Origin of the sequence: Amycolatopsis granulosa (genome assembly GCF_011758745.1) — a bacterium.
Lineage (GTDB): Bacteria > Actinomycetota > Actinomycetes > Mycobacteriales > Pseudonocardiaceae > Amycolatopsis_E > Amycolatopsis_E granulosa.
In genome coordinates, this window is record NZ_JAANOV010000001.1 from 3735361 (window position 1) to 3759547 (window position 24187).

Annotated in this window: 25 protein-coding genes and 1 riboswitch; of the genes, 22 read left to right on the plus strand and 3 right to left on the minus strand. The window is 72.3% G+C overall.

The genetic code is table 11. The features are described 5' to 3' along the window. Positions 1–28: 28 nt before the first annotated feature. Complete coding sequence (locus tag FHX45_RS18310; protein ID WP_167103279.1) at positions 29–694, minus strand: Pr6Pr family membrane protein; 666 nt, start codon at positions 692–694, stop codon at positions 29–31. Positions 695–810: 116 nt separating this feature from the next. Between FHX45_RS18310 and FHX45_RS18315 the strand changes: the two genes are divergently transcribed. From FHX45_RS18315 to FHX45_RS18325, 3 genes are all read left to right on the plus strand, one after another. Next, a complete protein-coding gene (locus FHX45_RS18315) occupies positions 811–1392 on the plus strand; it encodes a TetR family transcriptional regulator (RefSeq protein WP_167103282.1) in 582 nt (193 codons plus the stop codon). 10 nt (positions 1393–1402) lie between these two features. Beyond that, positions 1403–1924 (plus strand): gamma carbonic anhydrase family protein, encoded by a 522-nt coding sequence (locus tag FHX45_RS18320; protein ID WP_167103285.1) that lies wholly within the window; start codon positions 1403–1405, stop codon positions 1922–1924. An 8-nt stretch (positions 1925–1932) separates the two neighbouring features. Continuing rightward, positions 1933–2018, plus strand: a riboswitch (ZMP/ZTP riboswitch). A gap of 17 nt (positions 2019–2035) precedes the next feature. After that, positions 2036–3304, plus strand: a complete 1269-nt coding sequence (locus tag FHX45_RS18325) for a serine hydroxymethyltransferase (RefSeq protein WP_167103288.1) — start codon at positions 2036–2038, stop codon at positions 3302–3304. Between the two features lie 77 nt (positions 3305–3381). Here the strand turns inward: FHX45_RS18325 and FHX45_RS18330 are convergent, their stop codons facing one another. Then, a complete protein-coding gene (locus tag FHX45_RS18330; RefSeq protein ID WP_027933612.1) occupies positions 3382–3900 on the minus strand; it encodes an inorganic diphosphatase in 519 nt (172 codons plus the stop codon). A 164-nt stretch (positions 3901–4064) separates the two neighbouring features. Between FHX45_RS18330 and dacB the strand changes: the two genes are divergently transcribed. From dacB to folK, 13 genes are all read left to right on the plus strand, one after another. Beyond that, on the plus strand, positions 4065–6452 hold the full coding sequence (dacB, locus tag FHX45_RS18335) for a D-alanyl-D-alanine carboxypeptidase/D-alanyl-D-alanine endopeptidase (RefSeq protein WP_341771518.1): 2388 nt from the start codon (positions 4065–4067) through the stop codon (positions 6450–6452). Between the two features lie 19 nt (positions 6453–6471). Continuing rightward, complete coding sequence (locus FHX45_RS18340; protein WP_167103291.1) at positions 6472–7524, plus strand: zinc-dependent metalloprotease; 1053 nt, start codon at positions 6472–6474, stop codon at positions 7522–7524. After that, positions 7521–8480 (plus strand): tRNA lysidine(34) synthetase TilS, encoded by a 960-nt coding sequence (gene tilS / locus FHX45_RS18345; RefSeq protein WP_167109161.1) that lies wholly within the window; start codon positions 7521–7523, stop codon positions 8478–8480. The genes FHX45_RS18340 and tilS overlap by 4 nt, the downstream gene beginning before the upstream one ends. A gap of 3 nt (positions 8481–8483) precedes the next feature. Beyond that, the gene (gene hpt, locus FHX45_RS18350) at positions 8484–9038 is read left to right on the plus strand and encodes a hypoxanthine phosphoribosyltransferase (protein ID WP_167103294.1); all 555 of its coding nucleotides are present in this window, start codon (positions 8484–8486) and stop codon (positions 9036–9038) included. 135 nt (positions 9039–9173) lie between these two features. Continuing rightward, positions 9174–9542 carry a hypothetical protein gene (locus FHX45_RS18355; RefSeq protein WP_167103297.1) on the plus strand — a complete coding sequence of 123 codons (369 nt, stop codon included), beginning with the start codon at positions 9174–9176 and terminating at the stop codon, positions 9540–9542. Positions 9543–9561: 19 nt separating this feature from the next. After that, entirely contained in the window at positions 9562–10890 is a 1329-nt protein-coding gene (locus FHX45_RS18360; RefSeq protein WP_167103300.1) for a hypothetical protein, read from the plus strand. 52 nt (positions 10891–10942) lie between these two features. Beyond that, on the plus strand, positions 10943–11743 hold the full coding sequence (locus tag FHX45_RS18365; RefSeq protein WP_167103303.1) for an ESX secretion-associated protein EspG: 801 nt from the start codon (positions 10943–10945) through the stop codon (positions 11741–11743). Then, complete coding sequence (locus FHX45_RS18370; RefSeq protein ID WP_167103306.1) at positions 11740–12561, plus strand: ESX secretion-associated protein EspG; 822 nt, start codon at positions 11740–11742, stop codon at positions 12559–12561. The genes FHX45_RS18365 and FHX45_RS18370 overlap by 4 nt, the downstream gene beginning before the upstream one ends. A 198-nt stretch (positions 12562–12759) precedes the next feature. Next, the gene (gene ftsH / locus FHX45_RS18375; RefSeq protein WP_167103308.1) at positions 12760–15105 is read left to right on the plus strand and encodes an ATP-dependent zinc metalloprotease FtsH; all 2346 of its coding nucleotides are present in this window, start codon (positions 12760–12762) and stop codon (positions 15103–15105) included. Then, the gene (gene folE / locus FHX45_RS18380) at positions 15095–15697 is read left to right on the plus strand and encodes a GTP cyclohydrolase I FolE (protein WP_167109163.1); all 603 of its coding nucleotides are present in this window, start codon (positions 15095–15097) and stop codon (positions 15695–15697) included. Before ftsH ends, folE begins: the two co-directional genes overlap by 11 nt. Next, positions 15694–16524 (plus strand): dihydropteroate synthase, encoded by an 831-nt coding sequence (folP, locus tag FHX45_RS18385; protein WP_167103311.1) that lies wholly within the window; start codon positions 15694–15696, stop codon positions 16522–16524. The genes folE and folP overlap by 4 nt, the downstream gene beginning before the upstream one ends. After that, positions 16517–16882: a dihydroneopterin aldolase gene (gene folB / locus FHX45_RS18390; RefSeq protein WP_167103314.1), complete on the plus strand. Its 366-nt coding sequence runs from the start codon at positions 16517–16519 to the stop codon at positions 16880–16882. Before folP ends, folB begins: the two co-directional genes overlap by 8 nt. Further along, positions 16879–17367, plus strand: a complete 489-nt coding sequence (gene folK / locus FHX45_RS18395) for a 2-amino-4-hydroxy-6-hydroxymethyldihydropteridine diphosphokinase (RefSeq protein WP_167103317.1) — start codon at positions 16879–16881, stop codon at positions 17365–17367. The genes folB and folK overlap by 4 nt, the downstream gene beginning before the upstream one ends. Before the next feature lie 55 nt (positions 17368–17422). On the opposite strand, the gene FHX45_RS18400 is transcribed toward folK, so the two are convergent. Next, a complete protein-coding gene (locus tag FHX45_RS18400) occupies positions 17423–18352 on the minus strand; it encodes a helix-turn-helix domain-containing protein (RefSeq protein ID WP_167103320.1) in 930 nt (309 codons plus the stop codon). Positions 18353–18414: 62 nt separating this feature from the next. Here FHX45_RS18400 and FHX45_RS18405 point away from each other — a divergent pair, with 62 nt between their 5' ends. From FHX45_RS18405 to panD, 6 genes are all read left to right on the plus strand, one after another. Further along, positions 18415–18876, plus strand: coding sequence for a DUF3180 domain-containing protein (locus FHX45_RS18405; protein ID WP_167103323.1), 462 nt, complete (start codon positions 18415–18417; stop codon positions 18874–18876). Between the two features lie 69 nt (positions 18877–18945). Next, a complete protein-coding gene (locus FHX45_RS18410; protein ID WP_167103326.1) occupies positions 18946–20520 on the plus strand; it encodes a DUF6779 domain-containing protein in 1575 nt (524 codons plus the stop codon). Between the two features lie 135 nt (positions 20521–20655). Beyond that, positions 20656–21762, plus strand: a complete 1107-nt coding sequence (locus FHX45_RS18415) for a PrsW family glutamic-type intramembrane protease (protein WP_167109165.1) — start codon at positions 20656–20658, stop codon at positions 21760–21762. A 95-nt stretch (positions 21763–21857) separates the two neighbouring features. Beyond that, positions 21858–22802 carry a Rossmann-like and DUF2520 domain-containing protein gene (locus FHX45_RS18420; RefSeq protein ID WP_208407260.1) on the plus strand — a complete coding sequence of 315 codons (945 nt, stop codon included), beginning with the start codon at positions 21858–21860 and terminating at the stop codon, positions 22800–22802. Further along, on the plus strand, positions 22799–23683 hold the full coding sequence (panC, locus tag FHX45_RS18425; RefSeq protein WP_167103332.1) for a pantoate--beta-alanine ligase: 885 nt from the start codon (positions 22799–22801) through the stop codon (positions 23681–23683). The genes FHX45_RS18420 and panC overlap by 4 nt, the downstream gene beginning before the upstream one ends. Positions 23684–23685: 2 nt before the next feature. Beyond that, entirely contained in the window at positions 23686–24183 is a 498-nt protein-coding gene (panD, locus tag FHX45_RS18430) for an aspartate 1-decarboxylase (RefSeq protein ID WP_167103335.1), read from the plus strand. The last annotated feature ends 4 nt before the right edge of the window (positions 24184–24187 follow it).

The following is a 24187-nucleotide window of genomic DNA, read 5'->3' on the forward strand; positions in this document are numbered from 1 at the left end:
ACATCCGAGTGGGCACGGCGTCAACGGCCTACAACCGCGGGGGATGCGCGGCCGCCGGCTCGTCCGGGTGGCCGAGGTGGCGCGCCAGCAACCGGTCGAGCAGCATCGCGCCGGTCGCCAGCGCGAGGAAGAGCGCCGCGATCACCAGGCAGTTCACCGCGACCCGCGGGTAACCGAGCGCCGTCACGTCGATGAACGGGTACGGGTAGAAGCCGTCGATCGCGCCACGGACCAGGGTGAACGCCAGCCACGCGATCGGGTAGACCACCGACCACCCGATGATCCGCGGCGTGACGGCGCCACGCGGCCCGAACAGCAGCCAGCCGAGCACGCCGAGCAGCGGGGACGCGGTGTGCAGCAGGAAGTCCGCGACCCAGGCCCACCCGCTGAGGTCCTGCAACCCGGCCAGCGCCAGGTGGAACACGATCCCGGTGACCGCGATCGCGAGCACGCCGTCCAGCCGCAGTGTGCGGAACGCGGTGGACGTCCACCGTGGACGGATCGCGAGCAGCAGGCTGGTGGCGCCCACGATCAGGTTGGACTGGATCGTGAAGTAGGCGAAGACGTTGGCCACCCGCGCGGCCGCCGAGTCGTACCGGCCGCCCATCACCCCCGACGTGACGAACAGCTGCGTGACCACACCGAGCAGCACAACCAGGGCGTGCAGCCCGAACCACCAGCGCGCGATCCTCATTCCGGGACGGTAAATGGCCGGGCACCGCTCGCACCGAAGCCACGCCGGGGGTTCATTGGGACACCAGTCCTGAACGGTAGGCTCAGCGTCCTCACCAGCACCAGGAGGACATCGCAGTGGCCGTCACCCCGCCCGGGCAGCGCGAGCGGCTCTCCCCGAACCAGCTCGCCAAGCAGGAGCAGATCGTCGAAGCCGCGCGGCAGGTGCTCGCGCGGGACGGGCTGGCCGGGTGCACGGCGCGGGCGATCGCCGACGCGAGCCCGCTCACCAAGAGCGCCATCCACTACTACTTCAGCGACATCGACGTGCTCGTCGACCGCGCGATGGCCGCGCACGTGACCGCCTTCCTGGACGAGCTGCGCGAGGTCGCCGCCCACCACGACGACCCGCGGGAGAAACTGTGGGCCGTCCTCGAGTCCTACCTCGACAGCTTCGCCAAGGAGGCCGACTCCGCGTTCCTCTGGTTCGAGTACTGGATCGCGGTCAGCCGCGCCGAGCACCCGGAGGCGATCGAGGCGATGCTGCGGTCGGTGACCGAGCTGCTCACCGAGCTCCTCGCCGGGGTCGGCGTGATCGACCCGCGCGCCCGGGCCCGGGCGCTGACGTCCTACCTGCTGGGCGCGGTCGTGCAGCAGCGCGTCCGGCGACGCCCGTTCGGCACCCTCCGTGAGGAGATCGAGTCGCTCTGCCTGCCCTAAGGTTCCGGGTATGCCATTGTTTTCCTTCGAGGGCGTCAGCCCCACCGTGCACCCGGACGCCTGGATCGCGCCCACCGCGACCCTGATCGGCGACGTCGTGATCGAGAAGGACGTCTCGATCTGGTACGGCGCGGTCCTGCGGGCCGACTTCGGCAAGATCATCGTGCGTGAGGGCGCCAACATCCAGGACAACTCGGTCGTCCACGTGAACACCGGCGTGTGCGAGATCGGCCGGAACGTGACGGTCGGCCACATGTGCCTGGTGCACGACTGCACGGTCGGTGAGCAGGCCCTGATCGGCAACGGCTCCACGGTGCTGGACCAGTCGGTCATCGGCGAACGGACGCTGATCGCCGCCGGGTCCACCGTCACACCTGGCACCCAGGTGCCGCCCGAGGTCATCGCGATGGGCAGCCCGGCGAAGAAGTTCGTGCCGCTGAGCGACTCCGCCCGCGGCTGGATCGAGCACAACGCGGCGATCTACCAGCAGCTGGCCAAGCGGCACGCGGACGGTGTCGCACCCGTCGACTAAGCTGGTCGCAACCGAAATGCGACTGGCGCCGTAGAGGTGGAGCACCACCGGGAAGCGACCGACGAGGCCGGCACCGCGCGCCTGGGTGTAGCCAGTGTCAGGAGTAGGAAGATGACGCACCAGCCAGCCATCCCCACGCTCACCGCGGCCGACCCGCAGATCGCCGGACTCGTCGAGGACGAAGCGCGCCGCCAGGCGGAGAAGATCCGCCTGATCGCCTCGGAGAACTACGTGTCCGAGGCGGTCCTGGAGGCCACCGGGTCCGTGCTGACCAACAAGTACTCCGAGGGCTACGCGGGCAAGCGGTACTACGAGGGCCAGCAGTTCATCGACCAGGTCGAGCAGGTCGCGATCGAACGGGCCAAGGCGCTCTTCGGCGTCGACCACGCCAACGTCCAGCCGTACTCGGGCTCGCCGGCCAACCTGGCCGCCTACCTGGCGTTCGCCAGCCCCGGCGACACGGTGATGGGCATGGCCCTGCCCGACGGCGGCCACCTCACGCACGGCTGGTCGGTCTCGGCCACCGGCAAGTGGTTCAACCCCGTCCGTTACGGCGTGCGGAAGGAAACCGGCCGCGTCGACCTCGACCAGGTCCGTGAGCTGGCGCTGGAGCACCGGCCGAAGCTGATCTTCGCCGGCGGCACGGCGATCCCGCGCACCATCGACTTCCCGGCCTTCGCCGAGATCGCCAACGAGGTCGGTGCCGTCCTGGTGGCCGACATCGCGCACATCGCCGGTCTGGTCGCCGGCGGTGCGCACCCGTCGCCGGTGGGGCACGCGCCGGTCATCACCACGACCACGCACAAGACCCTGCGCGGTCCCCGGGGCGCGATGATCCTGACCGACGCCGAGCACGCCAAGGCCATCGACAAGGCCGTGTTCCCCGGCCTGCAGGGCGGCCCGCACAACCACACCACCGCCGCGATCGCGGTGGCCCTGGGCGAGGCGGCCAAGCCCGGCTTCCGCGACTACGCGCACGCCATCGTCGCCAACGCCAAGGCGCTGGCCCAGGCTCTGATCGAGCGCGGCTTCGACCTGGTGTCCGGCGGCACCGACAACCACCTGCTGCTGGTCGACCTGACCAGCAAGCAGATCGGCGGCAAGCCGGCCGCGCAGGCGCTCGACCGCGCCGGTATCGAGCTGAACTACAACACCGTGCCGTTCGACCCGCGCAAGCCGTTCGACCCGTCCGGTATCCGGCTCGGCACCGCGGCCATCACCACCCGCGGCCTCACCCCGGAGCACCAGCCGCAGATCGCGGAGTGGATCGACCGCACCGTCACCGCGGCCGCGGCCGGTGACGAGGAGACGATCACCCGGATCGCCGGCGAGGTGCGCGACCTGCTCGCGGCCTACCCGATCCCCGGTTATCGCGCGTAGCACCGGTCCGGGAGCAGCTCGACCCGAACGAAACGCCCCTTCCCCGCGCGGGGAAGGGGCGTTTCACACGTCCGCACTCAGTGGTGCTCGCCGCCCTCGGCGGCCTCCTTCGCGAGCCGGTCGATCTCCCGCTGGTAGGAGCGCTTGATCTCGGCCTCGGCCTCGGCGCGGCCGACCCACTGCGAGCCCTCGACGCTCTTGGCCGGCTCCAGGTCCTTGTAGACCTGGAAGAAGTGCTCGATCTCGAGCTTGTGGAACTCGTTCAGGTGGTGGATGTCCCGCAGGTGCTCCAGCCGCGGGTCGTCCGACGGCACCGCGAGGACCTTGTCGTCCGGTCCCTTCTCGTCCGTCATCCGGAACATGCCGATCGCGCGGCAGCGGATCAGGCAGCCCGGGAACGTCGGCTCCTGGACGAGCACCAGCACGTCGAGCGGGTCGCCGTCCTGCCCCAGGGTGTCGTCGATGAAGCCGTAGTCGGCCGGGTACTGGGTGGCCGTGAACAGGGTCCGGTCCAGGCGGATGCGACCGGTCTTGTGGTCCACCTCGTACTTGTTGCGCTCCCCCTTGGGGATTTCGATCGTGGCGTCGAACTCCACGGCGTCCTCGCTGACCTCGTCTTTTCCCGCCGATACCGGCGGCTTACGGTTTCGCTAACTTGTCGTCACTAGTGTGGACCACGCGCCGTTGGGAAGTCGCACTGATGTCGTCTTGACAACAGTGAGTCTGCCCGCGGCGTGTCGCCGGTGAGGAGGAGGGGTGCGTGCCGAGCAACGACCAGCCCGAGTGGCCTTCGGAGGACACCGACGCCGCGCGGGAGGAGAACCCCGCTGACGGCGGTGCGACGGCCCAGCTGCCCTTGCCTGGCACGGCTTCGCTGCCGGAGTCCCCGACGGTGTTCGTCCCCGGCCCGCCGGAGCGGCACGACCGGACGGACGCGGCGGCCGGCCTGCCGTCCGAGCAGGAGACCGCCCCGCACCGCGTCCCGCGCGACGAGCGCCCCGGTGAGCAGCCGACCGCACCCCAGCAGCTCCCGCACCGGGCCGGGTGGCCCCGCCTCGCGGGGCCGGATCAGTCCGAGTCGCGATCAGCTGCCACGGGCAGCCCGGACGACGGCGCGCGGTCCGGTGGGCAGGGCGCGGGTGATCCGGGCTCGGGCCGGTCCGCCCAGCACGGCCAGCCGGAACAGTCCCGCCCGCAGCCGGGTCCGCGTGGGCACGCCGAGCGCGACGGTGGCCAGTTCGGCGCGCCGGGTGAACGGGGTGGTGGCGGACCGGACACGGCGCGGCTCGGTGCGCAGGGCGTGGCCCAGCCGGCCTCGGGCCGGCAGGGCGAGCAGGACGGCGCACCGGGACAGCGCGGCCGGGGCGAGCCGGACCAGTCCCGCCCGCAGTCCGGTGTTCAGGGGGCGCACGGTCCCGCCGAGCGGGCGTGGGCGCGGCCGGGCGCCGAGGGTGAGCCGGGCGCGGGTCAGCAGGACCGGTCGTGGCCTGGTGCCCAGGGTGGGCCGGGTGGTGGTCAGCAGGACCGGCCGCGGCCCGGAACCCAGGGTGAGCAGGGGCCCGCCGAGCCGGAGTGGGCCCGGTCCGGCGGCCAGCAGAACACCCCCGGCCGGCCGGATCGCCCCCAGCCGATGCCGCCGTCGGCGGTCCCGCTCATGCAGCCGATGCGCATCGAGCCGAGCGGGGAGATCCATCCCGCCGAGGCGACCACCGGGGAGGAGAAACTCCCGCCCCAGCTCCCGGCCCAACCCCCGGCCGGGCCGAAGCGCCGCCGTGGCCGGGTACTGGCGATCAGCGCGCTGGTGCTGGTGCTGGTCGTCGCGGTGGGCGTCGCGCTGGCCACGCCCTACGTCTCCAACCGGCTGGCTCTCCCGTGGGCGCCGAACCGTCCCAAGGCTGCCGCCCCCGAGCCGGTTTCGGTCGCCCTCTCGCTCCAGCCACCCAGCCCCTCGGCGCCGGAACCGACGCCTTCCGGGGTGTCGTCGGCGCTGGCCGGCCCAGCCCAGAACGGGGCGCTGGGCACGCTCACCGGCTCGGTCATCGACCCCGCGACGGGCCAGATGCTGTGGGACCGCAATTCCGGCCAGCTGCGTACCCCGGCCTCCACCACCAAGCTGCTGACCAGCTCTGCCGCGCTGCTCGCGATGGATGCCGGGACGCAGTTGAGCACGAAGGTCGTCGAGGGCTCCTCGCCGGACACCGCGATCCTCGTCGCGGGCGGTGACATCACCCTGTCCTCCCTGCCGCCCGGTCAGCAGTCGGTCTACCCGGGCGCCGCGCACCTCGACGACCTCGTCGCCCAGGTCAAGCAGGCCAGCGGCGGCGCCGTCAAGCAGGTGCAGATCGACACGTCCGTCTGGACCGGTCCGCAGACCGCGCCGGGCTGGGCTGGGGACGACGCGCCTGTCTACACCGCCCCGATGACGCCGGTGATGCTCGACGGCGGCCTGACCGATCCGAAGAACGACCACTCGCTGCGCGTCATGCAGCCGGCGAACACCGTGCTGCAGACCTTCGCGCAGCGGCTGGGCGCGACGGCGGCCGGGACCGCCACCGCGCCGCGGGACGCGAGGGTGCTCGGCGAGGTCAAGTCGGCCCCGCTGAGCGAACTGATCGCGCACGCGCTGGAGGCGTCGGACAACACGCTCGCTGACGCGATCGGCCGGATGACCGCCAAAGCCACCGGCAACGACCCGTCGTTCGCCGGTGCGGCGCAGGCCACGTTGTCCGTGCTCGCGCAGCACGGGTTCGACGTCTCCCAGGTGAGGCTGAGCGACGAAAGCGGGCTCTCCCCGCAGAACACCGTGCCGGCGAAGCTGCTCGCGCAGATCCTGGCGGCCGCGTCCGGACCGGACGCCAAGGACGCGCGGACCGCTCGGCTGCGCCCGTTGCTGGCCGGGCTGCCGGTGGCCGGGGGCAGTGGCACCCTCGCCGGGCGCTACGAGGACACCGCGTCCCGGTCCGGCCGTGGATGGGTGCGTGCCAAGACGGGCACTCTGTCCGGTGTCCACACGTTGGCAGGAGTAGTGCTCGACGCGGATGGGCGCGTCCTGGTGTTCGCGTTGATGTCCGACGGGGCCGACCAGCGGAGCGCGCGGGCGGCACTGGACGTCGTCGCGGCCTCGCTACAAGGCTGCGGGTGCCGGTAGCTTCGGGAAGGTGGACACGATGAGCGAGGGCACGACCCGGCCGGTCGTCGACTGGTCTCTGGCCGCGTCCACGGGTGCCTTCCTCGTCCGGGGTGGCCCGGTGGTGTCACGCGAGGAGGCTCGCGAGGCCGTCACCGAGCTGCGAGAGCTGACCGTGGACGCCGAGGCGCACGTGCGTGATCTGACCGGACTGGGTGCCGGGCTCCCGCTGCTGCCCGGCGACGTCGTGGACCGGCCCGGCTGGGTGCGCTCGGCCGCCGCCGGTCTCGATGCGCTGACCGCGAAGGCGTTGCCGCCCAACCCGGCCGGGGCGTTCGGCCCGGTGCTGGCCGGTGGTGCGGGAGTGCAGACCGGTGTGGTGCTGGCCTTCCTCGCTTCCCGGGTGTTGGGGCAGTACGACCCGTTCGGCGGGCCGGACGGGGCCGGGCGGTTGTTGCTGGTGGCGCCGAACGTGGTCACCGCGCAGCAGGCGCTGCGGGTGCCGGGCCGGGACTTCCGGCTGTGGGTGTGCCTGCACGAGAGCACGCACCGGTTGCAGTTCACCGCGGTGGGCTGGCTGCGGGACTACTTCGCCGGTGAGGTCGAGCGGCTGGTCAGTGGCCTGACCGGGGACACCGACGGGATGACCGACCTGCTCGGCCGGCTGCCGGACGCGCTGCGCGAGGCCCGCCGTGCCAAGGCCGATGGGCTGGTCGCGGTCGGTCAGCTGTTGCGCTCGCCCGAGCAGCGTGCGGTGTTCGACCGGCTGCTCGCGCTGTCCACACTGCTCGAGGGGCACGCGGACTACGTGATGGACGCGGTGGGGCCGGGTGTGGTGCCCAGCGTGGAGACCATCCGCGCGCGGTTCACCGACCGCCGCAAGGGCGGTGGCCTGCTGGACCGGTTGCTGCGGGCGTTGCTCGGGGTGGACGCCAAGATCCGCCAGTACGCGCAGGGCGCGGCCTTCACCCGGCACGTCGTGGACCGGGTCGGGATGGCCGGGTTCAACGCCGTCTGGACTTCGCCGTACACGCTGCCGACCCGGGCCGAGATCGTCGATCCCGAGGCATGGGTGCGGCGCGTCCACCGGTGACCGGCCCGCACCCCGCGGTGGCCGCGGCGCGCCGCGCGGTGCGGAAGCTCCTCGCGCGGTGCCCGGGCGTGCCGGCGGTCGACGTCGCGGTGTCCGGCGGCGCCGACTCGCTCGCGCTCACCGAGGCCGCGGTGTTCACCGGGCGCCGGCTCGGGCTGCCGGTGCGGGCGCTGGTCGTCGACCACGGTCTGCAGGCCGGGTCCGCACGCGTCGCCGCGGAGGCGGCCGAGGTCGCGCGCAAGCTCGGGGTGGATGCGGCGGAGGTGCTGACCGTCGAGGCGACCGGGCCCGGCGGACCCGAGGCGGCTGCCCGCAACGCCCGGTATGCCGCGCTGCGCGCGCACCACCGCGGCATCGTCCTGCTCGGGCACACGCGGGACGACCAGGCCGAGACCGTCCTCCTCGGACTCGGCCGCGGCTCCGGCCCGCGCTCGATCGCCGGCATGCGTGCGCTGGATCTCCCGTGGGGTAGGCCACTTCTGGACCTGCCCCGGTCGGCCACGCGAGCGGCCTGCCAGGCGCTCGGCCTGACCCCGTGGGAGGACCCGCACAACAGCGATCCGCGCTTCACCCGGGTGCGGCTGCGCACCGAAGTGCTGCCCCTGCTGGAAGACGTCCTCCACGGCGGGGTGGCGGCGGCGCTCGCGCGCACCGCTGCCCAGCTCAGGGAGGACGTGGAGGCGCTCGACGCCCTGGCCGCCGGCTTCCTGGACCGGCACGGCGAACCGGACATCGCGGCGTTGTCCCCGCTGCCGGCCTCCCTCCGGCGGAGGATCCTCCGCGCCTGGCTCACCGCCGGGGGCGCACGCGACCTCACCGACGCCCACCTGCGGTCGGTCGACGCGCTCGTCGGTGACTGGCGCGGTCAGGGCGGTGTTTGGCTACCCGGCGGCTTGGTGGTGACCCGGACACATGGCAGGCTTGCCATGAATCCACCGGAAACCAGAGGGGACTGACCCGTGTACGAAGGCGAGATCGCCTCCGTCCTCATCACCGAGCAGCAGATCGGTGACAAGATCACCGAGCTCGCCAAGCAGATCGCGGCGGACTACGAACGCGAGACGACGGCCGGCGATCTGCTGCTGGTGGGCGTGCTCAAGGGCGCGGTCATGTTCATGACCGACTTCGCCCGCGCGCTGCCGATGCCCGCGCAGCTGGAGTTCATGGCCGTCTCCTCGTACGGCTCGTCCACGTCGTCCTCCGGCGTGGTGCGCATCCTCAAGGACCTCGACCGGGACATCACCGGGCGGCACGTGCTGATTGTCGAGGACATCGTCGACTCCGGCCTCACCCTGTCCTGGCTGCTGAAGAACCTGGCTAGCCGCAACCCGGCGTCGCTGGAGGTCGTGACGCTGCTGCGCAAGCCGGAGGCGGTCAAGGTCGACGTGCCGGTGCGTTACGTCGGTTTCGACATCCCGAACGAGTTCGTCGTCGGCTACGGCCTGGACTACGGGGAGCGCTACCGCGACCTGCCCTACATCGGCACGCTTGAGCCGAAGGTGTACGGCGCCTGAACACTATCCGTGACCACCGGGAATTCCCGATCCCGATCACCCCGGAACGCGTCATGGGTGTCGGTGTGGTGCGTTAGCCTGGCGAGCGAGGGTGACGGACCGCGACGCGGTACCGACATGGGGTAGGGAGAGCTGATGGGGAGCTACGCGGACGCCGCGGCGTTCCGGAACGCCGCCGTGAACGGTCAGCTGGGGGTCGACCCGGACGCCGCGCAGACGGTTCTGACGAAGATCCGGCTCGGCAAGGACCAGGTGGAGAACCTGCTGCGCAACGCCGGGTCCCTGGCCGAGCCGCCGAAGCTGGGGAACAACCCGGTGGGCAACGCCATCGCCGCGAAGTTCGTGCAGCGCGCCGACGGGGGCGGCGAGTCGTACGTGACGGCGTTGCGCAACCTCTACCACCAGTACCAGCAGGCCGAGGATGCGATCGTCGCGGCCATGAGCCACTACGACAAGATCGAGCAGGCCGCCGGGGACGCGCTGGCGTCCGGCCGCCAGGTCTGAGTCCGGGGGGACCGAGCACATGACTTCACCGACCTCACCCACTTCTCCGGGCAGCGAGGCCAGCGGCGGGAGCGTCCAGCTGGGCGACAACGGCGAGGCCGCTGCGCTGGTGCAGCAGGCCCGCAGCAGCGCGGGCGGGTTCACCTACGGCGGCGACCGCGCCATCGGCAGCCCCCCGAACTGGGCGTCCCAGGAGAGCACCCAGCTCTACCTCGGCGCCACCCAGGACAACGACCCGGCCACGGCCGAGGCCACCGGGCGGCACTGGCAGTCCCACGGCGACAGCCTGCACCAGGCCGCCGACGACCTCTACCGGGCGATCACCGAGCTGGGCAACGCCTGGATCGGGCAGGGCGCGGGTTCCGCGCAGGGCGCGCTGGTCGGTATCGCCAACTCCAGCAAGCAGGCCGGCGACGCGGCACACACGATGTCCAGCCGGATGGTGCAGCAGGCCGCCGCGGCCGCCGAGGTCAAGAAGATGCCGGCGCCGAAGGAGTTCGACCCGGGCAAACAGACCGCGGCGATGCTCGCCGGTGGCCCGGCCGCGATGGTCGCGGACATGAAGCAGCAGTCCGACGAGGCCCGCGCCGTGCACGCCCAGCAGGTGCAGTACTTCAACGCGTACACGCAGGCGATGTCCGAGGTGGACAGCGCCACCCCGAGCTTCGGGCCGGAGTCGCTGGGCCTGCCCGCGGACGGTCGTCTCGGCGGCACCTCGGCGCAGTCGCTGGGAGCGGTGTCCGGTGGGGTGACGAGCGGCCTCGGTGCCGTCGGGATCGGCGAGGTCGGTGCGGTCGGCGGGGGTGTCCCCGGTGGCGGTGCGACCGGCTTCACCCCGGGCGGCCAGCCTGGTGGCGCTCCCGCTGGGCACGGTGCCCCGGCGCCCGCGGTCGCGCCGGGCACGGTCAGCGGTGCCGGCCAGGCGGTCCCCGCGCCGACCGGGTCCGGCGGTGGTGGTTCCGCGGTATTGGGTGCGGTGGCCGGGCTCGGCGCCGCGGGTCTGGCCGCGGTGGGCGGCAAGGCCGTCCTCGGGCGGGGCAGCAGGTCCGGTGCCAAGGAGCCGGCCGACGGGACGGCGGCCAGCTCGGACCAGTCCCAGCAGCAGAACAACGGCGCCGCGCAGCAGCAGGGTCTGGTCAACGCCGGTGGCACCATCGGCAGCACCAGCGCGCCGCCCGCTTCGGGTATGGGCGGCGGCATGGGTGCCGGCGGCGCGCACGGGGCGGAGGACGAGGAGCACACCCGCGCGTCCTTCCTCGTGGAGGCCGACCCGGACGAGGCGTTCGGCGCCACCACGGCCACCGCGCCGCCGGTCATCGGGGCCTGGGACGACGAGGACGACGGCTGATCCGGCGCTGAGGTGATCCGGCGCTGAGGCGCGAACCGGAAAGAGGGACTTGATGGCGCGAGCGGAGCTGCTCACTCCGCTGGAACTGGACTTCCTGTGGGAGTCCTTCGGTGCAGGTGAACTGCCGTACCCGTTGGACGTGCGCTCGCACGGCGCGACGATGGACGAGCGCGCCCGGTTGCGCCGGGAGACCCTCGACCGGCTCGCCGCACGGGGCGCCGCGGACGGCCGTGGCCGTCCCGCGCCGCACGTCGAGGAGTTCTTCCAGGTGCTGGCGGCGCCGGAGACCAGCCTGGACAGCGTGCACATCACCGCGCCCGACGCGCCGCCGCTGCTCGCGGTGGCGGCGGCCCTCGCCGGCCGTGCGGTGCTCGCGGTGCACGACCAGCGCGGATTCCACTTCCAGCCGCTGCCCGCGGACGGCCTCGCGAGTGCCATCGTGTCGCTGCTGCCGGCCGCGCTGCGGGGCACGGAGAAGTCCATCACCGTCCCGCTCGAACAGCTCGTAGGGGCCACGGGGGCCGATTTCCTGCAGCGGCGCCCGGTGGCCGGTGCGCGCACCGGTGCCGACGACGACCGCAAGGCCCTGGCCCGGATGCAGGCCCAGCCCCGCCTGCGGGGCGGCCAGATCGGCGCCAACGCGCGCAGCCGCAGCGGCGCCCGGACCCGCCCGCCGGTGCTGAGCTGGTTCGACACCGGGAGCGGCCGCTACTTCACGCAAGCCGGCCGCGGGCAGGACGGGCGCGACTGGATCACCATCGCCCCGGCCGACGCGGCGACCCTGCGGCACCGGCTGGGCGAGATGCTGGCCGGCGCCGCCCGCGACACCCTGGCGCCGGGCGGTGCCTGGTGAACCGCGCGGGGTTCTCGACGTCCTTCACGTTCTTCACGCCGCTGACGTTCGACTTCCTGTGGGAGGCGGCGGGCATCGGCGAGCTGCCGTACCCGCTGCGGGTGCGCTCGCACGGCGCGACCATGGACGAGCGCGCGCGGCTGCGCCGGCTGGCCCTCGAGGAGCTCAAGGCCCGCGGCCTGCGCGACCACCACGGACGGCTGGACCCGCGGGTCGAGGACTGGTTCCGGGTGCTGGCGCAGGCCACGCTCAGCGTCGACGCCGTGCACATCCCGGACTTCCAGGCGCCGCCGGTGTCGATCCTCGCGGCAACCGACGGCGTACTGGGCGTGGTCGCGATCCAGGACGCGTCCGGCATCCGGGTACGGCCCGCGTTCCCGGAGGGGCTGGCGTCCACGGTCGTCGATCTGCTGCCGCCGGGCACGCGCGGTACGGAGGCTTCCATCACACTTCCGGTCGACGAGGCCCTGTGGATCCCGCCGTCCCGGCCGGCCGTCCCGGTCGGTGGGGACCCGAAGCCGCGGCGCCGGTCGCTGTCCGAGCGTCCCGCCGACCCGCGGGAGGCGTACGCGCGGCTCGCCGGCCAGCCCCGCCTGCGCGGCGGTCAGCTCGCCGCGAACAGCCGGTCCGACGTGCACGGCCGGCGCAGGTCACCGGTCCTGGGCTGGTTCGACACGGCCACCGGCCGTTACCTCAGCCTGTCGCGGCCCGGTGCCGACGGGCGGGAGTGGGTGACGGTCTCGGCCGCGGACGGGAAGACCCTGCGTACGAGGCTGTCCGAGATGGTGGCGAGCGTCACCGGGGAGCCGGGCCGCTGACGCGACCCGCCCGGGGAACCCGCGCGCGTGACCGGCCGTTGACCTGCTGGAGACTCGTGCAGGTGCCCATGTCGGCCGGACTGTACCCTGGATGGACGGGGTGTTCCTCGCACACCGCAAGTTGTTGTCTACACCGTGACGGCGGATGTGACATCTACCGCCTAGCCAGGGAGGGTCGAGGCCGAACGGCCGAGGCATATGGACCGGAAGCGCCTGCTCAGGAACCCGCTGCTGTGGATCGTCGCGGTTGTGTTGATCTTCCTCTTGGTCAACACCCTCACCGACAGCGACCGCGGTTACACCCAGGCACCCACTTCACAGGCGATCGCGCAGATCGACGAGAACAACGTGAAGGAAGCCAACCTGGAGGACAAGGAGCAGCAGCTCAAGCTGACGCTCAACAACAAGATCGATGTCGACGGTCAGCAGGTCGATCAGATCATCGCGCCGTTCCCGTCGGAGGCGGCCGGGGCGATCTACGGGAAGCTGATCGAGAAGAAGAACATCAAGTTCACCACCACGGTGACGCAGCAGGGCTTCTTCACGCAGATCCTGTACTACATCATCCCGCTGGGCCTGCTGCTCCTGCTGCTCATGTGGATGATGAACAACGCCCAGGGCGGCGGGAACCGCGTCCTGAACTTCGGCAAGTCCAAGGCCAAACAGCTGAACAAGGACATGCCGAAGACGACCTTCGCCGACGTCGCGGGGGCGGATGAGGCGGTCGAAGAGCTCTACGAGATCAAGGACTTCCTGCAGAACCCGGCCCGCTACCAGGCGCTGGGCGCGAAGATCCCGAAGGGCGTGCTGCTCTACGGCCCGCCCGGCACCGGTAAGACGCTGCTCGCGCGCGCGGTTGCCGGTGAGGCCGGCGTGCCGTTCTACACGATCTCCGGTTCGGACTTCGTCGAGATGTTCGTCGGTGTCGGCGCCTCCCGGGTGCGGGACCTGTTCGAGCAGGCCAAGCAGACCGCCCCGTGCATCATCTTCGTCGACGAGATCGACGCGGTCGGCCGCCAGCGTGGCGCCGGCCTCGGCGGTGGTCACGACGAGCGCGAGCAGACGCTGAACCAGCTGCTCGTCGAGATGGACGGCTTCGACTCGCGCGGCGGCATCATCCTGATCGCGGCGACGAACCGGCCGGACATCCTCGACCCGGCGCTGCTGCGCCCGGGCCGGTTCGACCGGCAGATCCCGGTGTCCGCGCCGGACCTGGCCGGCCGGCGCGCCATCCTCGAGGTGCATTCGAAGGGCAAGCCGCTGGCCCAGGGCGTCGACCTCAACGCGCTGGCGAAGCGCACCGTCGGCATGTCCGGTGCCGATCTGGCCAACGTCATCAACGAGGCCGCGCTGCTCACCGCCCGGCAGAACGGGCACGTGATCACGGACGCGGCGCTCGAGGAGTCGGTCGACCGGGTGGTCGGCGGCCCGGCGCGCAAGAGCCGGATCATCTCCGAGCAGGAGAAGAAGATCACCGCCTACCACGAGGGCGGGCATGCGCTGGCGGCGTGGGCGATGCCGGATCTGGAGCCGGTCTACAAGCTCACGATCCTGCCGCGTGGCCGCACCGGTGGGCACGCGCTGGTCGTCCCCGAGGACGACAAGCAGTTGATGACCCGCTCCGAGATGATCGCCCGGCTGGTGTTCGCGATGGGGGGCCGCACCGCCGAGGAACTGGTCTTCCACGAGCCGACCACCGGCGCGTCGTCCGACATCGAGCAGGCGACCAAGATCGCCAAGGCGATGGTCATGGAGTACGGCATGAGCGCCCGCCTGGGTGCCGTGAAGTACGGCCAGGATCAGGGCGACCCGTTCCTGGGACGCTCCGCAGGGCGCCAGCCGGACTACTCGCTCGAGGTCGCGCACGAGATCGACGAAGAGGTGCGCAAGCTCATCGAGACCGCGCACACCGAGGCGTGGGAGGTGCTCAACACCTACCGCGACGTGCTCGACGACCTGGTGCTGGAGCTCCTGGAGAAGGAGACGCTCACCCGCAAGGACCTCTCGCGGATCTTCGCGACCGTCGAGAAGCGGCCGCACATCACCGTGTTCAACGAGTTCGGTGAGCGCACCCCGTCGGACAAGCCGCCGATCAAGACGCCGGGTGAGCTGGCGATGGAGCGCGGCGAGCCGTGGCCGCCGCCGGAGAAGAAGCCGGCGCCGCGTCAGGTGCCGACCCCGGTCGGGACCGCTCCGGGCGGCGCTGACCTGCCCGGTGGGCCGCCGTACCACCAGCCGGAACCACCGTCGAACCCGTACGCGCCCCCGTCACCGGGCGGCAACTACCCGCCGTCCAACGGCGGCCGCCCGTACGGCCCGAACGGCACCGGCCAGTGGCCGCAGCCCAACGGCGGCAACCAGGCCGGCCCGCCGAACTACGGTGCGCCTCCGGGGTGGACCCCGGCGACGCACCCGGGTGGACCGGGACCGGCGTGGCGCCCGAACCAGGGCGAGCAGCCACGACAGGGTGACCGGTTCGGCGGCTCCGAGGAGGGCCAGCACCGGCGGAACCCCGACGAGCAGGACGGTCAAGATCGACAGTGAGCTGACGCCCGAGGAGGGTCCGGTCTTCGACCAGGCGCGTGCCGAGAAGGCGGTGCGTGAGCTGCTGGAGGCCGTGGGCGAGAACCCGGACCGGGAGGGTCTGCGTGACACCCCGGCCCGGGTCGCTCGCGCCTATCGGGAGATGTTCGCCGGGCTGTACACCGATCCGGCGGCAGTGCTGGAACGCACCTTCGACGAGTCGCACGAAGAGCTCGTGCTGGTCACCGACATCCCGATGTACAGCACCTGCGAGCACCACCTCGTGCCGTTCCACGGGGTGGCGCACGTCGGGTACATCCCGAACAGCCACGGCAAGGTCACCGGCCTGTCGAAGCTGGCGCGGCTGGTCGACCTCTACGCGAAGCGCCCGCAGGTGCAGGAGCGGCTCACGTCGCAGATCGCCGACGCGCTGGTGCGCAAGCTGGAGCCGCGCGGGGTGATCGTCGTGGTCGAGGCCGAGCACCTGTGCATGTCGATGCGTGGTATCCGCAAGCCGGGTGCCCGCACGACGACGTCCGCGGTGCGCGGCATGCTCCAGACGTCCGCGAGGTCCCGGGCGGAGGCGCTGGACCTCATCAAGGGCCGTCGATGACCACCGGCGCGCCGGACCGTTGTCTGGTGATGGGCGTCCTGAACGTCACGCCGGACTCGTTCTCCGACGGCGGCCGGTACCTGGATCTGGACGCGGCGCTGGCTCACGCGCACGAGATGTGGGAGCGCGGCGCGGACATCATCGACGTGGGCGGCGAGTCGACCCGGCCCGGGTCCGCCCGGGTGGACGCGGAGACCGAGATCGGCCGTGTGCTGCCGGTGGTGCGCGCGCTGGCGGCGGACGGCCTCCGGTTGTCGGTCGACACCACCCGCGCGGCGGTCGCGGAGGCGGCGCTGGACGCGGGTGCCCGGATCATCAACGACGTGTCGGGCGGGCTGGCCGACCCGGACATGGCGAAGGTGGCCGCGGCCGGTCAGGTGCCGTGGGTGCTGATGCACTGGCGCGGGCACAGCAAGGACATGAACGCGCTGGCGACGTACACCGACGTGGTGTCGGAGGTCCGGGACGAGCTGCGTGCGCGGGTCGACGCGGCGCTGGCCGCCGGGGTTCCGCCGGAGAAGATCATCCTCGATCCGGGGCTGGGGTTCGCCAAACGCGGTGAGCACGACTGGGCGTTGCTGAACCGGCTGGATGTGTTCCTGGGCATGGGTTTCCCGGTGCTGGTGGGGGCGTCGCGCAAGCGGTTCCTGGGCAGCCTGCTGGCCGTCGACGGGGTGCCGCGCCCGCCGGACGGCCGGGAGGACGCGACGGCGGCGGTGTCGGCGATCGCGGCGGTCAAGGGCGCGTGGGGGGTGCGGGTGCACAACGTGGGTTCCTCGCTGGACGCGGTCGCGGTGGCCGCGGCGTGGCGGAGCGGGCATGCCTGACCGGATCACGCTCACCGGGCTGCGCGTGTTCGGCCGGCACGGGGTGTTCGAGCACGAGAAGCGGGACGGGCAGGAGTTCGTGGTCGACATTGTCGCGTGGCTCGATCTCGCCCCGGCCGCGGCGACGGACGACCTGACGCGGACGCTGCACTACGGCGAGCTGGCGCAGCTGGCGGCGGACATCGTCGGCGGCGAGCCCTACGACCTGATCGAGAGCGTGGCCGGCCGCATCGCGGACGAGGTGCTGAAAAAGGATTCGCGTCTGTCAGCGGTGGAGGTGACGGTGCACAAGCCGTCCGCGCCGATCCCGCTGAGTTTCGACGACGTGGCGGTCACCGTGCACCGGGAGCGTGGGTGAGGGCGGTTCTGTCGCTGGGTTCGAACCTCGGTGACCGGCTGGGACACCTGAAGTCCGTGATCGACTTCTTCCGGCCCGCCGTCGTCGCGGTGTCCAGTGTGTACGAAACGGAGCCGTGGGGTGTCGAGGACCAGCCGGACTTCCTGAACGCGGTGTGCATTGTGGACGATCCGGCCCGGGACGAGTGGGCGTGGCTGCGCGCCGGCCAATCGCTGGAGGCACGTGCCGGCCGGGTCCGCGAGGTGCGATGGGGCCCGCGGACGCTGGACGTGGACGTGGTGACGGTCGACGGTGTCCGCTCGGACGACCCGGAACTGCTGCTGCCGCACCCGGGAACGCCGGACCGCGCCAGCGTGCTGATCCCGTGGATGGAGATCGAGCCGGACGCGGTGCTGCCCGGCCACGGCCCGATCCGCGAGCTGCTGGAGGCGCGCCCCGAGTCGGACCGCGCCTCCGTGCGCCTGCTGCACCCCTTTCCCCGCTGACCGCGGAGCCAGAGGGCGCGCCGGTGCTGGGGACGCTGCTGAGCACGCGATCCGGTCAGGCGCGCAAGGCCGCGGTCAGCCACTCGACCGCTGGTACGCGTGCCGGTATCTCCGGCCAGCCGTTCATGATCGCCATCAGCTGCCAGTACCGTTCGGCCCCGCGGTCGGTCCCGGCGGCGATCCGGTCGGCCAGCGACGTGCGGAACGTGTGGTCGGCCGGGTCCTGCCCGTCCCGCGCCCACGTTCGCGCGATGTCGTCGGCCAGTGCGCGGCCTTCCGGGGATTCCGGCGGCAGCCCTGCTTCCAGCGCCTGTTGTGCCCGCTCGCTCCACCCGGACCACTCCTGCGGCGGCGGGTCGAATTCCGCGCCCGCCTCCACGGCGTCCGCATGCCGCTCGCTCATGCGCCGGATCGCGGCCCGGAACTCCGGGTCCTGGATCAGCTCCGCGAACTCGATCCACGCCTCCAGCTGTTCGGGCGACGGGTCGTCGGGCAGTTCCGGTTTCGCCGAGCGCATCCGTTCGTAGAACTCGGTGTCGACGGCCAGCCCGTCGGTCATCTCCCGCCAGAACTCCGCCACCAGACGCGCCCGCTCCTCATCGGACATCGATGCGAGTTTGTTCATCAGTTCCACCTCCGCCAGTTCGGATTTCCGCTTCACGACCGCACGCAGCACCGCGCGCCGCAGCCGGAGCCTGCGGATCTGCTCGTCCAGCGCGTCCAGATGGCGGCGCGCCAGCCGGGACACGCTCGTCTCCCGGTCCAGCACCGCGGACACCTCGGCCAGCCCCAGGCCGAGCTCGCGCAGCGTCTTGATCAGCTCGAGCCGGGCCATGGCCGTCACGTCGTAGAGCCGGTAACCGGATCCGGTGCGGTCGGCGGGCGGGAGCAACCCCTCGTCGGAGTAGAACCGGATGGTCTTCACCGGCAACCCGGTGCGCCGGCTCAACTCGCCGATGGTGAATGTCCCGTCCACGCGTCCCATGGTCAACCCTCCAGTCACTGGAGAGTCAACTGTGCCAGGACTCGCTGGGTACCGTGGGCCGTATGCACTTCACGCGGCCTCGTGAGCTGGTGATCGCCGGGCTGATCGGGCTGGTGGTCGCGTACCTGCTGTTCCGGTTCGCCTACGGTGACCTGCCCCAGCTGCCGCGGCCGGCCGGCGCGACCCTGCTGGTACTCGCGGTGATCGAAATCCCGCTCGCGTTCTCGATGCGATCACGGGTGCGGTCCGGCCGGCTCGTCAACGCCGTGTCGGCGGCCCGCACGGTGGCGCTCGCGAAGGCGTCCTCGCTGCTGGGCGCGATCATGCTCGGGGCGTGGGCCGGCATCGCCGGCGCGCTGATCCCGCGGGCACCCGAGCTGGCCGCGGCGTCGAGAGACCTCTACAGCGTCGCGATCGGGGCGGTGTGCGCCGCGGTGCTGATCGCCGCGGCGCTGTGGCTGGAACACTGCTGCCGCACCCCCGACGACGACGAGCGTGATCCCGATCATCACCCGACCGGTTAACGCGGCGAACCGACCGCTCGAAGTACCAACTAGGTCTCGGACGGATAACTAGCGGGTACGGTGTTGGTCATGACTGGCGAGGGTGACGAGACGCGCGGCCGCGTCGTGACCAGGCCGTGGTTTCTCATCGGCCTGGTCCTCGTGGTCGGCGCCACGATTCCGCTGGTGCTGGCCGACGACGTGCGCTTCATGCGGCTGGGGATCGTCGCGGCGCTGTGGGCGGCGCTGATCGGCGCTTTCCTCGCGGTGCGGTACCGCCGCCAGGCGACCGACACCGAGGAGGCGGTCGCGCAGGCGCAGGAGGTCTACGAGCTGGAGCTCGAGCGCGAGATCGCCGCGCGGCGCGAGTTCGAGCTGGAGGTCGAAGCCGAGACGCGGCAGCGCATCGAGTCCGAGTCGCGCAGCGAGCTGGACGCCCTGCGTGCGGAAATCGCGTCCCTGCGGGACAACCTGCAGAACCTCTTCGGTGGCGAGGTGCTGCTCGAGCGCGTGGCGCTGACCGCGCAGGCCACCCGCATGCGGGCGCTGCGCGAGGAGCAGCGGGTCGTCGAGCCCGGCCCGGCCAAGCCGGTGCAGATCGCCGCCGCCACGAAGCGGGAGGGTGCCGACCGGCCCACCGAATTCATCGAGCGCGTGCGGGAGAAGGAGGCGGCGCGCAGCGGTGGCCGGCCGAGCGCGCCGGAGCCGCGGCGGCCCGAGGTGTCGCTGGACCTGCCCGCGCGCCGGGTCGTCAACGCCGAACCCGTGGACGCGGAACGGACCCGGGTGCAACCGGCGGCGAAGAAGCCGGAGCGCCCGCAGGCCCGGCCGGTCGAGCCGAGCCGTCCCGCGCCCAATCGTCCGGAACGCGCCCGCCCGCCCGCCGCCACGGCGCCCGTCAAGCGCGAACTGCCGCGCGTCGAGCAGCCGACGGAGGTCGCCAAGGTCGTCGAACCGGACCGCCCGCCGCGCGCGGAACGTCCGGCGGCCAACCTGTCCGCGGCGTTCCCGACGCGCGTGACGCGCCCGGTGCAGCCGTCGGTCGCCCAGCCGCGTGGCGAGGCCGCCCGTGACGAGGGTTCCCGGGCGGAGCCGCCGCGGAACGAGCCGGAACCCGGGAAACCGGCGGTACCGGAGGACCACCCCGCGATCAACGAGACCCTGCCGGTCGAGGTCCGGAAGCTGGCGCAGCAGGGCCGGCCGGGTGGCCGCCGTCGCCGGGCCGAGGAGGACGAGGCGCCCACCGGCCGCCGTCGCCGACCGGTGGAGAGCGAAGCGCCGCGCATCGCCGACGAGCCGGAGGAGGAACGGGCGACAGCCTCACGCCGGTCCACGGCCGGCGCCGCGGTCACGGGCCGCCGGTCGGCCGATTCCAGCGGGTACCGGTCCGGCGCGGCCATCTCGGGCCGGCGTTCCGCGGAAGCCACGACGGGCCGCGCGGCCGAGGAGCCGACCGGCCGCCGTCACCGCTCGGATGGCGAAACCCCGTCCCGGACGGCCACCGGCCGCCGCGCGAAGCCCGACGCGGATGATCCGCGAGCCGGCCGCCGCGCCGTGGTGGACGAGGACACCGGCTCGCACTCCGCGGGGCGCTCGGTGAGCGAACTGCTGGCCGCCAACGGCAAGACGGCGACTCCGCGACGCCGCCGCCGCGCCGAGGACTGACACCCCGCCGGTTGCCCGTCCGGGCAGCCTCCGTCGTGAAACGCGATGATCGTCCGGACGCCGGACAGGCGCTCGCCCGGTCGACCGGTCACCGTAAAGTGCCCGGCTGTGACGGCACCCCCTCGCAGGCTCACCGTGCTCCTGCCCGTGCTCGGCCTCGTCGTGCTGGCCGCGTGCGGCCTCACCGTGCTCGGCGTGGTCACGGCGCAGGTGGGCCCGCTCGCGGTGGCCATCGGCGTCGCCGCGGCGCTGGTTCCGGTCGCGGTCGTCGTGGCCGCCATCCTGTGGGTCGACCGCTGGGAACCGGAGCCGGCGAAGTTGCTGCTCGTCGCCTTCTTCTGGGGCGCCTGCCTTGCCGCGATCACCGCCCTGCTGATCAACAACACCGCCGAAACGGTCGGCGACCTGCTGCTCGGCGAGGGACGCGGCAGCAAACTCAGCGCGCTCCTGTCCGCCCCGCTCGTCGAGGAAGCCGCGAAGGCGTCGTTCGTGCTCGTCGTGCTGCTGCGGCGCGCCGACGAGTTCGACGGGATCATCGACGGCATCGTCTACGCCGGGTTCACCGCCGCCGGATTCGCCTTCTCCGAGAACATCTACTACTTCGGCCGCGCCTTCGCCGACTACGGCTTCGGCGACGCCACCAGCACCGGGGTGGTCGCCGCGTTCGTGCTGCGCGGCGTGATGTCGCCGTTCACCCACCCGCTGTTCGCCGCGCTGACCGGCATCGGTCTCGGCTACGCCGCCCGGGCCGACAACCGGACGGTCAAGATCCTCGCTCCGCTCGGCGGTTACCTCGCCGCCGTCCTGCTGCACGCCCTGTGGAACGGGGCGGCGGTCCTCGGCGGCGCGAAGACGTTCCTCAACGTCTACTTCCTGATCATGGTTCCGCTGTTCGTCGCGGTCGTGCTGCTCATCCTCCTGCAACGCCGGCGCGAACAACGAATCGTCACCGCCGCACTGCCCGCGATGGTGCAGGCGCGGCTCATCGCGCCGTCGGAGGTCGAGTTGCTGTCCACGCTCGCCGGCCGTCGCGAGTGGCGCCGCGAGGCCCGGCAACAGTCCGGGCGGGCCGCGGCGAAAGCCGTCGCCCGGTACCAGGCGAGCGTGACTGAACTCGCCTTCCTGCGCCGCCGCGCGGGCACCCCGGACCACGAGCAGCGCAAGCGGGAACTGCTCGCCACGCTGCGCAGTTCCCGCGCCGACGCGGTGCGGCTGGCGGGTGAGGGTGAGCACTCCCGGTGAACCGGGTCGGGTGAAGCTGGTCACCTGCGCCCGACCGGTGGCGTACCCGCGAGCTACCCTCGCCCCGTCGTCCGGTACCTGCGAGCGGAGCGGGACTGGAACGAGCTGAGGAGTTCTGCTGCCATGAGCGTCCACAGGGGCACGCCGTGAGCCGGCCCGCCCGGCTCGGCGTCGGAGTGATCTCCGCCGGCCGCGTGGGCAGCGTCGTCGGCGCCGCGCTGGCCCGCGCAGGGCACACCGTGGTCGCCGCCTCCGGTATCTCCGCCGCCTCCCAGGCCCGTGCCGAGCGCATGCTGCCCGGCGTCCCGCTGGCACCGCCGGACCAGGTCGCCACCTCCACCGATCTCGTGCTGCTCGCGGTACCCGACGACGAGCTCGCCGGCCTGGTCCGCGGGCTGGCCGCCACCGGATCCTGGCGGCCGGGTCAGATCGTCGTGCACACCTCCGGCGCGCACGGTCTCGACGTGCTCGCGCCCGCGGCGGAAGCCGGTGCGCTGCCGCTGGCCCTGCACCCGGTGATGACGTTCACCGGCCGCTCCGAGGATCTGGACCGGCTGACCGCGTGCAGCGTGGGCGTCACCGCCGAGGCCGGCGACGAGGCGGCGTGGAACGTCGGCGAGGCGCTGACGGTGGAGATGGGCGCGGAGCCGGTGCGCGTGCCGGAAGCCGCCCGGCCGCTCTACCACGCGGCGCTCGCGCACGGCGCCAACCACCTGATCACCCTGGTCGACGACTGCGTGGACCTGTTGCGGAGCGCGGGAATCGCCAACGCCGAGCGCATGCTCGGCCCACTGTTGTCCGCCGCGCTGGACAACGCGCTGCGCCACGGCGACCGCGCCCTGACCGGTCCGGTCGCCCGCGGCGACACCGGTACGCTGCGCACGCACCTCGAGGTGCTCGAAGCCACCGAGCCCGCGATCGTGCCCGCCTACACCGCACTCGCGCGGCGCACCGCGCGGCGCGCGGAAGCGGCCGGCCTGCTCGACGCCGGTGCCGCCGCCGACATCACCGAACTCCTGGAAGGGCCGGGAAACCCGTGACCACACCCAAATTCAGCCGCGGGCGGCTGAACACGTTCCAGACGCCCGGCGACGTCCACCGGGTCACCGCCGCGCTCCGCTCGGTCGGCCGCAAGGTCGCGCTGGTGCCCACGATGGGCGCCCTGCACGCCGGGCACCGTGAGCTCGTCCGCCGCGCCAAGCGGCTGCCGAACACCGTCGTGGCGGTGTCGATCTTCGTGAACCCGTTGCAGTTCGGTGAGGGTGAGGACTTCGACGCGTACCCGCGCCCCCTGGAGCGGGACCTGGCGATCCTCGCCGAGGACGGCGTGGAGATCGCGTTCGTGCCGAAGGTCGGCGACCTGTACGCCGAGGGCCACGCGGTGACCCTGCACCCGGGTCCGCTCGGCGACGAGCTGGAGGGCGCCCACCGCCCCGGGCACTTCGCCGGGGTGCTGACGGTGGTGGCGAAGCTGTTCAACATCGTCACGCCCGACTACGCGTTCTTCGGCGAGAAGGACTACCAGCAGCTGGTCCTGATCAAGCGGATGGTGCGTGACCTCGATCTCGACGTCCGCGTGATCGGGGTGCCGACCGTCCGGGAGACCGACGGGCTGGCGTTGTCCTCCCGCAACGTCTACCTCGCGCCCGAACAGCGGGAATCGGCCGTGGTGCTGTCGGCGGCGCTGGCCGCGGGCGGGCACGCCGGGCCGCGCGGGGCGGAGGCGGTGCTCGCGGCGGCGCGGGACACGCTGGCCGCCCGTCCCGAGGTCGCCGTCGATTATCTCGAGTTGCGCGGAACCGATCTCGGTCCCGCACCCGTCGATGGGGAAGCACGGTTGCTGATCGCCGCCCGCGTCGGGCGGACCCGGCTGATCGACAACGTCCCGGTGGTGCTGGGCGCGTCGGAGGAAGAGAGATAACCATGTACCGCACGATGCTGAAGTCGAAGATCCATCGCGCGACGGTCACCCAGGCCAACCTGCACTACGTCGGGTCGGTCACGATCGACGAGACGCTGATGGAGGCGGCCGACCTGCTGCCCGGCGAACTAGTGTCCATTGTGGACGTGACGAACGGCGCGCGCCTGGAGACCTACGTGATCCCCGGCGAGCGGGACAGCGGCGTCATCGGCATCAACGGCGCGGCCGCCCACCTCGTCCACCCGGGCGACCTGGTGATCATGATCGCCTACGGGCAGATGGACAACGCCGAGGCGGCCACCTACCGGCCGCGGATCGTTTTCGTCGACGACGAGAACCGCATCAAGCACTCCGGCAGCGATCCCGGCCACGCACCCGCGGGCTCGGGGCTGGTCAGCGGCAGCATCCCGATCGGGTCGCCGGACCGGGAGAACCCGTTCCCGGTCGCCGAGACCGTGGACGCGGCGCGCCTCGACGCGCTGCTGCACGCCGAGAGCTGAGCCG

Excerpts from the sequence above, each read along its gene's own strand:
- FHX45_RS18310 (WP_167103279.1), bottom strand. The coding sequence starts at position 694 with ATGAGGATCGCGCGCTGGTGGTTCGGGCTGCACGCCCTGGTTGTGCTG.
- FHX45_RS18410 (WP_167103326.1), top strand. The coding sequence starts at position 18,946 with ATGACTGGCGAGGGTGACGAGACGCGCGGCCGCGTCGTGACCAGGCCG.
- FHX45_RS18340 (WP_167103291.1), top strand. The coding sequence starts at position 6,472 with ATGAGCGAGGGCACGACCCGGCCGGTCGTCGACTGGTCTCTGGCCGCG.
- folB (WP_167103314.1), top strand. The coding sequence starts at position 16,517 with ATGCCTGACCGGATCACGCTCACCGGGCTGCGCGTGTTCGGCCGGCAC.
- FHX45_RS18400 (WP_167103320.1), bottom strand. The coding sequence starts at position 18,352 with ATGGGACGCGTGGACGGGACATTCACCATCGGCGAGTTGAGCCGGCGC.
- ftsH (WP_167103308.1), top strand. The coding sequence starts at position 12,760 with ATGGACCGGAAGCGCCTGCTCAGGAACCCGCTGCTGTGGATCGTCGCG.
- FHX45_RS18325 (WP_167103288.1), top strand. The coding sequence starts at position 2,036 with ATGACGCACCAGCCAGCCATCCCCACGCTCACCGCGGCCGACCCGCAG.
- panD (WP_167103335.1), top strand. The coding sequence starts at position 23,686 with ATGTACCGCACGATGCTGAAGTCGAAGATCCATCGCGCGACGGTCACC.
- FHX45_RS18360 (WP_167103300.1), top strand. The coding sequence starts at position 9,562 with ATGACTTCACCGACCTCACCCACTTCTCCGGGCAGCGAGGCCAGCGGC.
- FHX45_RS18365 (WP_167103303.1), top strand. The coding sequence starts at position 10,943 with ATGGCGCGAGCGGAGCTGCTCACTCCGCTGGAACTGGACTTCCTGTGG.
- FHX45_RS18355 (WP_167103297.1), top strand. The coding sequence starts at position 9,174 with ATGGGGAGCTACGCGGACGCCGCGGCGTTCCGGAACGCCGCCGTGAAC.
- FHX45_RS18405 (WP_167103323.1), top strand. The coding sequence starts at position 18,415 with ATGCACTTCACGCGGCCTCGTGAGCTGGTGATCGCCGGGCTGATCGGG.
- folP (WP_167103311.1), top strand. The coding sequence starts at position 15,694 with ATGACCACCGGCGCGCCGGACCGTTGTCTGGTGATGGGCGTCCTGAAC.
- FHX45_RS18320 (WP_167103285.1), top strand. The coding sequence starts at position 1,403 with ATGCCATTGTTTTCCTTCGAGGGCGTCAGCCCCACCGTGCACCCGGAC.